This window comes from Methylobacillus rhizosphaerae (genome assembly GCF_900187985.1).
GTDB lineage: Bacteria > Pseudomonadota > Gammaproteobacteria > Burkholderiales > Methylophilaceae > Methylobacillus > Methylobacillus rhizosphaerae.
The window spans coordinates 24686-33399 of the sequence record NZ_FZOA01000012.1 but is presented as its reverse complement, the minus strand read 5'-3'; the positions used below and the strand labels follow the sequence as shown (position 1 = coordinate 33399).

The window sequence follows — 8714 nt, the reverse complement described above, 5'->3', positions numbered from 1 at the left end:
GTCGACACAGTTTCAATAATGGCCTATCGCCAGTAGAGTATGAAAAGCGTTATTTCGAGGGGCTGGAGACTGTCTAGAATAGTAGGGGCGATTCAGTCCAAGATATTCCTTGCTGCTTCAATTGTTTCATTTGGTGAGATCAGACCTAAGAGCGCTTCAAAGAAGCTATTGTAGGTTGCCAAATGACGATCTCTGAGCTTTTTTGCTGCTGAATAATCTTTTGTCTCAAGAGAAAGTTTGATTTCCTTTGAGGAGTATTTTTTCTGAAGCTGCTCTGGAATGATGTGTGAAATATCATCACCAGCCTTAAGGCTATCTTGAATGAAATTTCTGACTTGCTTGGGAATGGTGAGGCGGAAATACCAGGTTGAATCTACTTTATAGATGTAATCCTGAACGGTCATGTCGGGGGCTCGCTTTGTCATAAGCGTCTCACCTCAGTGTCTTACCAGGCCATCTTGAAACCCAAGCCCCTATTGAATTCTTTAAAAAATAGGAGGTTAGGTTGTTGATGGCGGAGAGCGAGGGATTCGAACCCTCGATACAGGTTTAAGCCCGTATGCTTCCTTAGCAGGGAAGTGCCTTCGACCACTCGGCCAGCTCTCCTCACGAGGGCGTAACAATACTTGATTACGCCGTAAAAAGCAACGCCAAAACGGCGCGTTTTTTTAAACTTCTTCCAACCCGAAGGCCTTGTGCAGGACGCGTACTGCCAGTTCCATGTATTTCTCGTCGATGACAACCGAAATCTTGATTTCAGAAGTGGAAATCATCTGGATATTGATGCCTTCTTCGGCGAGGGCCTGGAACATCTTGCTGGCGATGCCAACGTGGGAGCGCATGCCAACACCAACGAGGGATACTTTGGCGGTTTTGTCTTCGCCAATCACCTCGCGGGCGCCAATGTTGCCTTGCACCTTGTTGCGTAATAGATCCAGCGTTCTTGGCAGATCGTTCTGATGAACAGTGAAGGTGAAGTCTGTGGTGCCGTCGGCGGCGATATTCTGGATGATGATATCCACATCGATATTGGCTTCTGCCACAGGGCCCAGAATCTGGTAGGCGATGCCTGGGCGGTCAGGAACGCCCAGAACGGTGACTTTGGCTTCGTCGCGATTGAAGGCGATGCCGGAGATGATCGGTTGTTCCATATTGTTATCGTCCTCGAAAGTAATCAATGTGCCTTCGCCTTCTTCTTCGAAGCTGGAAAGCACACGCAGTTTGACTTTGTATTTACCTGCAAACTCGACAGCGCGGATTTGCAATACCTTGGAGCCCAGGCTGGCCATTTCCAGCATTTCCTCAAAGGTCACGGATTTGAGGCGGCGCGCCTCGGGTACGATGCGCGGGTCGGTAGTGTAGACGCCGTCTACATCGGTGTAGATCTGACATTCGTCAGCCCTGAGCGCGGCAGCGAGCGCTACGCCCGTGGTGTCTGAGCCGCCGCGGCCTAATGTAGTGATGTTGCCGTGTTCATCCACGCCCTGGAAACCAGCGACGACGACGACATAGCCGTTATCTAGGTCCTGGCGGATAAGTTCTTCATCGATCTTGAGGATGCGTGCCTTTGTGTGGGCACTATCGGTTGTGATCTTGACCTGCCCACCGGTATAGCTCTTGGCTTTGACCCCAAGCTCTTGTAGCGCCATGGCGAGGAGGGCGATCGTAACCTGCTCGCCGGTGGATACCAACATGTCCAGCTCACGTGGATTGGGAGTGGGCATGATTTCCTTGGCCAGGTTGATCAGGCGGTTGGTTTCACCTGACATGGCAGAAACTACAACCACGACTTGTTGACCCAATGCTTTGTGGCGTGCCACGCGGCGGGCGACATTGCCGATGCGTTCAGGGTTGGCGACTGAGGTGCCGCCGTATTTTTGTACGATGAGTGCCATATATCTATGTCTGTATCAAAGGTGCTGCATCAATAAACACCAGCATCTGTTGATGCCGGCGGCTTTTTAGTTCAGTTTTTCCCCTACCCAGCCAGCAACGCTGGCGAGTGCCTGTGGTAGCTTGCTGGCATCGGTGCCGCCCGCCATGGCCATGTCTGGTTTGCCGCCACCCTTGCCACCAACCTGCGCGGCGACGAAATTGACCAGTTCGCCGGCCTTGACCTTGGCAATGGTGTCGGAGGTCACGCCTGCAGCGACACTGACCTTGTCGCCATTGACGCTGGCGAGCACGATGGCGGCGGTCTTGAGCTTGTCCTTGAGCTTGTCCATAGTCTCACGCAGGGTGTTGGCATCTGCGCCATCCAGCGTGGCGGCCAGCACCTTGATGCCGTTGATGTCCACGGCCTGGCTCGCCAGCTCATCGCCTTGCGAGGAGGCCAGCTTGGATTTGAGGCGGGCAAGTTCCTTCTCCAGCGCCTTGACCTGGTCCAGGGTCTGGCTGATCTTGCCAGCCAGTTCGGTGGCAGGCGCCTTAAAGGAAGCAGCAGCATCTGCAAGCAGGTGTTGCTGTTGCTGGATGTAGTGCAATGCCACATCGCCGGTCGCAGCCTCGATGCGACGCACGCCAGCGGCGACGCCTGACTCGGCGACGACCTTGAACAGGCCGATATCGCCGGTGCGACTCACATGGGTGCCGCCGCAGAGTTCGCGCGAGCTGCCGATGTCGATCACGCGCACCTCATCGCCATACTTTTCGCCGAACAGCATCATGGCGCCAGTTTTCTGCGCTTCTTCGATAGGCATCACGCGTGCCTGGGTTGGTGCGTTGGCGAGGATCTCGGCATTGACGATCTCCTCAATGCGGCGGGTTTCCTCGGCGGTAACCGGGGTGTTGTGCGAGAAGTCAAAACGGGTTTTATCAGAATCCACCAGTGAGCCCTTCTGCTGCACATGGCTACCCAGCACTTCGCGCAATGCCTTGTGCATGAGATGGGTGGCGGAGTGGTGGCGCATGGTGCGATGGCGTGAGACGAGGTCTACGTGCGCGCTGACTTCGTCGCCCACGCGCAGGGTGCCGGTGCTCAATACGCCGTGGTGGCCGAACACGCTGGCCTGGATTTTCAAGGTGTCTTCCACCTGGAAGATGCCTTCCACACCCTTCAAAATGCCCTGGTCGCCAACCTGGCCGCCAGATTCGGCATAGAACGGGGTGTTGTCGAGCACGACCACGCCCAGCTCGCCCTCATTGAGAGCCTCGATTGGACTGCCGTCCTTGTAAAGTGCCAGCACCTTGCCTTGGGCTTCGAGCGTGTCGTAGCCGTGGAAAGTGGTCGCGGTGCCAGTGTATTCAAGATTGGTCGCCATCTTGAACTTGCCAGCGGCGCGAGCCTGTTCTTTCTGCCGTGCCATGGCGGCATCGAATGCGGCGGAGTCTACGCTGACTTCGCGTTCGCGGCATACGTCAGCGGTGAGGTCGAGTGGGAAGCCGAAGGTGTCATGCAACTTAAAGGCGGTCTCGCCGTTGAATACCTTACTGCCGGTCTTGGTCATTTCCTCAAGTTCGGTTTCGAGTATTGCCATACCGTGCTCGATGGTCTCGAAGAAGCGGTCTTCTTCCAATCGCAGGATATCGGTGATGCGCTGCTCGCCGCTCTTGAGTTCGGGATAGGCATCACCCATCTCGGCCACCAGATCTGCCACGAGTTTATAGAAGAATGCGGCGCGTGCGCCCAGCTTGTAGCCGTGGCGGATCGCGCGGCGGATGATGCGGCGCAGCACGTAGCCTCTGCCTTCGTTGCCCGGGATGACGCCGTCGGCGATCAGGAAGCTGCAAGCGCGGATGTGGTCGGCCAGCACCTTGAGTGAGGGGCTGTCGAGGTCCGTGGTGCTGGTGACGCGAGCCGCTGCCTTGATCAGGTGCTGGAACAGGTCGATCTCGTAATTGCTGTGCACACCTTGGAGCACGGCAGCTATGCGTTCCAGACCCATGCCTGTATCGACGGATGGCTTGGGCAGTGGATGCATTACGCCTTGTTCGTCGCGGTTGAACTGCATGAACACGTTGTTCCAGATTTCAATGAAACGGTCGCCGTCTTCTTCTGGGCTGCCCGGAGGACCGCCCCATATGTGTTCGCCGTGATCGTAGAAAATCTCGGTACATGGGCCGCAGGGGCCGGTGTCGCCCATCATCCAAAAATTGTCGGAAGCGTAGCGTGCTCCCTTGTTGTCGCCGATGCGGATTACGCGCTCGGCGGGTACGCCGATTTCCTTGGTCCAGATGTCATAGGCTTCGTCATCCTCGGCATAGACGGTGATGGTGAGCTTGTCCTTGGGCAGCTTGAAAACTTCAGTGAGCAGTTCCCAGGCATAGTTGATGGCGTCGCGCTTGAAGTAGTCGCCGAAGCTGAAATTGCCAAGCATCTCGAAGAAAGTGTGATGGCGCGCGGTATAGCCGACGTTTTCCAGGTCGTTGTGCTTGCCGCCCGCTCGCACACACTTCTGTGACGAGGTGGCGCGGGTGTAAGGGCGCTTGTCGAAGCCGAGGAACACGTCCTTGAACTGGTTCATCCCGGCGTTGGTGAAGAGCAGGGTGGGGTCGCCGGCCGGGACCAGTGAACTGGAACTGACGATCTGGTGGCCCTTGGAGGCGAAATAATCCAGGAAGGCCTGGCGAATCTGATTGCTCTTCATTGATGTGTGTTCTTGTTCAAAACGTTAATGTCAAAATTCAATATGCACCGCATGTAGCCTGCTGTATCACTCGATATCTTCCGGGCTGTTGCTCAGTACTCTGCGTATCACTTCAAAACTGAAGCCGCGTCCTTGCAGAAATCGCGCTTGCTTCGCCCATTCCTCGCGCGATTGCGGTGGCTGGGAAAATTTTTTCCGGTAAACCGTTTTGGCGGTTTCCAGTTCATCTGGGGCCATTTCGGCCACGGCCTGGCTGATGAGTTCGTCGCTGACACCGTGCTGCCTGAGCTCATGTGCTACGCGCAGGTAGCCGTAGCGGCCTTTGCGGGCATGCACGACTTGCTCGGTATAACGTGTATCAGATAGCCAGCCGCGTTGCTTGAAGTCCTCCAACAGGGCAGGGAGGTTGTCCTCCTCTCCTGCATGAGAACTCAGTTTGTGCAGCAATTCCTCATAGGAATATTCTCGCCGTGCCAGATGTGCCAAAGCCCGCTCTCGCAGGCTGGTGGCAGGTTTATTCGTCGTCTTCTTCATCCGGTGCCGTCGTTATTGCGGCATTGGTCAGGTTGGAATGTTCACGAATCTTGGCGTCGATTTCATCGGCGATTTCCGGATGTTCCCTGAGGAACTCCCGTGCGTTGTCCTTGCCTTGGCCAATCTTTTCGCCATTATAGCTGTACCAGGCACCCGCCTTGTCTACCAGCTTGAGGTTGACCCCCAGTTCGATGATTTCACCTTCACGGGAAATGCCTTCACCGTACAGGATATCGAACTCTGCCTGCTTGAACGGAGGAGCAACCTTGTTTTTGACTACCTTGACGCGCGTTTCTGAACCGGTGATTTCATCACCTTTCTTGATTGCGCCAGTGCGGCGGATATCCAGGCGAACGGAAGCGTAGAACTTGAGTGCGTTACCACCGGTGGTGGTTTCAGGATTACCGAACATGACACCGATTTTCATGCGAATCTGGTTGATGAAAATCACCAGCGTGTTGGTGCGTTTGATATTGGCAGTCAGTTTGCGCAACGCCTGGGACATGAGGCGGGCTTGCAGGCCCATATGGGAGTCACCCATTTCACCTTCAATTTCAGCCTTGGGTGTCAGTGCAGCAACTGAGTCAACGACCACGATATCAACGGAGCCTGAGCGTACCAGCATGTCTGCAATTTCCAGTGCCTGCTCACCAGTGTCAGGTTGCGAAATCAACAGTTCGGAAACGTTCACACCTAGCTTTTGTGCATAGACAGGGTCCAGCGCATGCTCTGCATCAATAAATGCAGCCGTGCCACCCAATTTCTGCATCTGGGCAATGGCGGACAAGGTGAGGGTGGTTTTACCGGAAGATTCCGGGCCGTAGATTTCAACAATACGGCCACGTGGCAACCCGCCGATGCCCAAGGCGATGTCCAGCCCCAGCGAGCCGGTAGAGACTGCCTGGATGTCGGCTGCGACATCAGTGTCACCCATGCGCATGATGGAGCCCTTGCCGAACTGTTTCTCGATTTGCGAGAGGGCGGCAGCCAGTGCTTTGCTTCTATTTTCGTCCATCCGTGGAGTCCCTTTTTGAATTGCCTGCTAAAGCACGCAATTATTTCATAAATCAGTGTTCAAGGTAAGTTGTAACAAGCCGTTTAAGGAGGTTTTCACGGACTGTCTGCGTACGGCCTCCCTGTCGCCGGAAAATACCATTTGCTGTGTCATGATGTATCCATTTTTATGCGCCCAGCCAAAACAGATGGTGCCAACGGGTTTTTGCGCACTGCCACCATCCGGGCCGGCAATGCCGGTAATGGCAGCGCTGATATCTGCCGCACTATGGGCCAGGCTGCCGGCTGCCATTTCCTGTGCAGTGGCTGTGCTGACCGCGCCGTAATGTTCCAGGGTTGAGGCGCTGACTCCCAGCATTTGCTCTTTGGCAAGATTGCTGTAAGTGACAAAGCCGCGGTCAAACCAGGCTGAACTGCCGGGGATAGCGGTGATGGATTGTGCCACCCAACCACCAGTGCATGATTCGGCCAGTGCCAACACCCATTGTCTTTCCAGCAAAGCCTGGCCCAACTGTACGGAAAGTGCTAGAAGCTCTGCATCATCAGCCATTGCAATCCCTCCAGAACGATAATGGCGTATATCGCCGCCAGCAAGTCATCCAGCATGACACCAAAGCCACCGTGAACCTTGCGATCCAGGATGCGGATGGGAAAAGGTTTCCAGATATCGAACAGGCGGAACAAGAGAAAGGCACATAACCACCATGTCCATGAGGCAGGCGTGAATTCCAGTACCAGCATGAATGCCACGATCTCATCCCAGACAATACTGCCATGATCACTGACGCCGAGATTGGCGCCTGCAATATGGCAGAGTGGGATGCCGAGCAGGAATAATGCCGCGATAATGAAGCAATGGCTGGTTTCAGGCAACAGCAACAACAAGCCGAACAAGGGAATGGCGGCCAGTGTGCCAAAAGTACCGGGAGCCTTGGGGGCGAGACCGCTCCCGAAACCCAGGGCGAAGAAATGTGCAGGATGGCTGAGCAGGAAGTGTTTATCAGGCGAAGTGGTCAAAACCATGCTCCTTGAGCGTCATACTCTGGTCATTCCAGCCTCTGACGACGAGTTGTTGTCGGTGGGTGATTGTGCCAATCACGGCTGCATTCAAACCCAGTTCCTGAGTAATGTTGGCGATGCGGTCATGATGGTGTGGTGGCGCGGTAAAACACAGTTCATAATCATCTCCACCACTCAAAATCATGGACTGAACCTGTTCAGAAGAAGAGTGTGCACTTACAATCTTGGAAGTGGGGATATGTTTCAACCAGATTTCGGCACCTGTGCCGGAGCGCTCCAGGATATGGCCGAGATCCGCCAGCAGGCCGTCTGAAATATCCAATGCGCTGTGGGCAAGCCCACGCAATGCCAGGCCCAGGGCTACCCTGGGTTGTGGTTGATGTAGGGCGAGACTGCATTGGGCAATGTCCGCCTCTGGCAAGGGATAGCGACCCTGAATGGCGGCAAGGGCCAAGGCGGCATCGCCCAGCCGGCCTGATACCCAGATATCATCACCAGCCTGGGCATTACTGCGTAACAAGGAGGTGTGGGGAGGCACTTCTCCCATGATTTGTATACTGATGGTCAAGGGGCCACGGGTGGTATCACCGCCAATCAGTGCAACATTGAATTGATCTGCGCAGGCGAAAAAACCATCGGCGAATTTTTCCAGCCAGTTTTCATCTGCCTGTGGCAAGGCCAGTGCCAGCGTTGCCCAGCGTGGCTGGGCGCCCATGGCGGCCATGTCTGATATGTTCACGGCCAGGGATTTCCATCCAATCAGCCAAGCATCTGTCTCTGGGAAGAAGTGGGTGTTTGCTACCAGCATGTCTGCTGAAATGGCTAGTTCCATGCCAGCCGATGGCTGGACCAACGCAGCATCATCCCCGATGCCAAGAACAGCCGCTGTATGTGGACGGTTGAAGTTGCGCTTGATCAGGTCAAATTCTGAAGACATGGTTCAGGCAGGTTTTTGTGCTGATTTGGGACGGAATGCCTGCACGATGTCAGGATTGGTTTCAATGTAGGGGGCTTCGATCAAGTCCAGGCAGTAGGGTACTGCAGCAAAAATGCCGGGGACGACAGTGTTCCCTGATTCGTCTTTTAATCCTTCCAGTGTCTGGGCAATGGCTTTGGGTTGTCCGGGGAGGTTGATGATCAGGCACCGTTTACGGATCACAGCGACCTGGCGGGAAAGTATGGCAGTCGGCACGAAGTTCAAGCTGATCTGGCGCATCTGCTCTCCAAATCCCGGCATGATTTTATCGGCAACTGCCAGGGTGGCATCAGGAGTCACATCTCTGATGGCTGGCCCTGTGCCACCTGTGGTCAGTATCAGGTGGCAGCCATCGAAATCAACCAGGTCCCGCAATGTGGATTCGATTTCCTCTTGTTCATCCGGAATGAGATGGACAGTGCTCTCCCATGGTGTGAGCAATGCGTTTCCAAGCCACTCTTGCAATGAAGGGACACCTTTATCTTCGTAAATGCCAGTAAAAGCACGGTCGCTGATGGATACCAAGCCTATGCGGATAGTGTCTGTTGCCATGAGTTATGATGGTGAAATAGTTAAAATGATGC

9 protein-coding genes and 1 tRNA gene are annotated in these 8714 nt (G+C 54.8%); all 10 read right to left on the bottom strand.

The window, feature by feature from the left end:
- Positions 1 to 92: 92 nt before the first annotated feature.
- Entirely contained in the window at positions 93 to 425 is a 333-nt protein-coding gene (locus CHB59_RS11250; protein WP_089376336.1) for a DUF6538 domain-containing protein, read from the bottom strand.
- Positions 426 to 512: 87 nt separating this feature from the next.
- Positions 513 to 606 (bottom strand) — tRNA-Ser (locus tag CHB59_RS11245).
- A 62-nt stretch (positions 607 to 668) separates the two neighbouring features.
- On the bottom strand, positions 669 to 1895 hold the full coding sequence (locus CHB59_RS11240; RefSeq protein WP_089376335.1) for an aspartate kinase: 1227 nt from the start codon (positions 1893 to 1895) through the stop codon (positions 669 to 671).
- Between the two features lie 66 nt (positions 1896 to 1961).
- Complete coding sequence (gene alaS / locus CHB59_RS11235; protein WP_089376334.1) at positions 1962 to 4586, bottom strand: alanine--tRNA ligase; 2625 nt, start codon at positions 4584 to 4586, stop codon at positions 1962 to 1964.
- Between the two features lie 66 nt (positions 4587 to 4652).
- Positions 4653 to 5120, bottom strand: a complete 468-nt coding sequence (gene recX / locus CHB59_RS11230) for a recombination regulator RecX (protein ID WP_089376333.1) — start codon at positions 5118 to 5120, stop codon at positions 4653 to 4655.
- On the bottom strand, positions 5101 to 6135 hold the full coding sequence (recA, locus tag CHB59_RS11225; RefSeq protein ID WP_089376332.1) for a recombinase RecA: 1035 nt from the start codon (positions 6133 to 6135) through the stop codon (positions 5101 to 5103). The genes recX and recA overlap by 20 nt, the downstream gene beginning before the upstream one ends.
- A 45-nt stretch (positions 6136 to 6180) precedes the next feature.
- Positions 6181 to 6684 carry a nicotinamide-nucleotide amidase gene (gene pncC / locus CHB59_RS11220; protein ID WP_089376339.1) on the bottom strand — a complete coding sequence of 168 codons (504 nt, stop codon included), beginning with the start codon at positions 6682 to 6684 and terminating at the stop codon, positions 6181 to 6183.
- Entirely contained in the window at positions 6660 to 7157 is a 498-nt protein-coding gene (locus CHB59_RS11215; RefSeq protein ID WP_089376331.1) for a phosphatidylglycerophosphatase A family protein, read from the bottom strand. The genes pncC and CHB59_RS11215 overlap by 25 nt, the downstream gene beginning before the upstream one ends.
- Positions 7135 to 8091, bottom strand: a complete 957-nt coding sequence (gene thiL / locus CHB59_RS11210; protein ID WP_089376330.1) for a thiamine-phosphate kinase — start codon at positions 8089 to 8091, stop codon at positions 7135 to 7137. Before thiL ends, CHB59_RS11215 begins: the two co-directional genes overlap by 23 nt.
- A 3-nt stretch (positions 8092 to 8094) precedes the next feature.
- Positions 8095 to 8682: a molybdopterin adenylyltransferase gene (gene mog, locus CHB59_RS11205; RefSeq protein WP_089376329.1), complete on the bottom strand. Its 588-nt coding sequence runs from the start codon at positions 8680 to 8682 to the stop codon at positions 8095 to 8097.
- Positions 8683 to 8714: the final 32 nt, after the last annotated feature.

Coding starts and splice junctions, on each gene's coding strand:
- CHB59_RS11250 (WP_089376336.1), bottom strand. CDS start 425: ATGACAAAGCGAGCCCCCGACATGACCGTTCAGGATTACATCTATAAA.
- CHB59_RS11240 (WP_089376335.1), bottom strand. CDS start 1,895: ATGGCACTCATCGTACAAAAATACGGCGGCACCTCAGTCGCCAACCCT.
- alaS (WP_089376334.1), bottom strand. CDS start 4,586: ATGAAGAGCAATCAGATTCGCCAGGCCTTCCTGGATTATTTCGCCTCC.
- recX (WP_089376333.1), bottom strand. CDS start 5,120: ATGAAGAAGACGACGAATAAACCTGCCACCAGCCTGCGAGAGCGGGCT.
- recA (WP_089376332.1), bottom strand. CDS start 6,135: ATGGACGAAAATAGAAGCAAAGCACTGGCTGCCGCCCTCTCGCAAATC.
- pncC (WP_089376339.1), bottom strand. CDS start 6,684: ATGGCTGATGATGCAGAGCTTCTAGCACTTTCCGTACAGTTGGGCCAG.
- CHB59_RS11215 (WP_089376331.1), bottom strand. CDS start 7,157: ATGGTTTTGACCACTTCGCCTGATAAACACTTCCTGCTCAGCCATCCT.
- thiL (WP_089376330.1), bottom strand. CDS start 8,091: ATGTCTTCAGAATTTGACCTGATCAAGCGCAACTTCAACCGTCCACAT.
- mog (WP_089376329.1), bottom strand. CDS start 8,682: ATGGCAACAGACACTATCCGCATAGGCTTGGTATCCATCAGCGACCGT.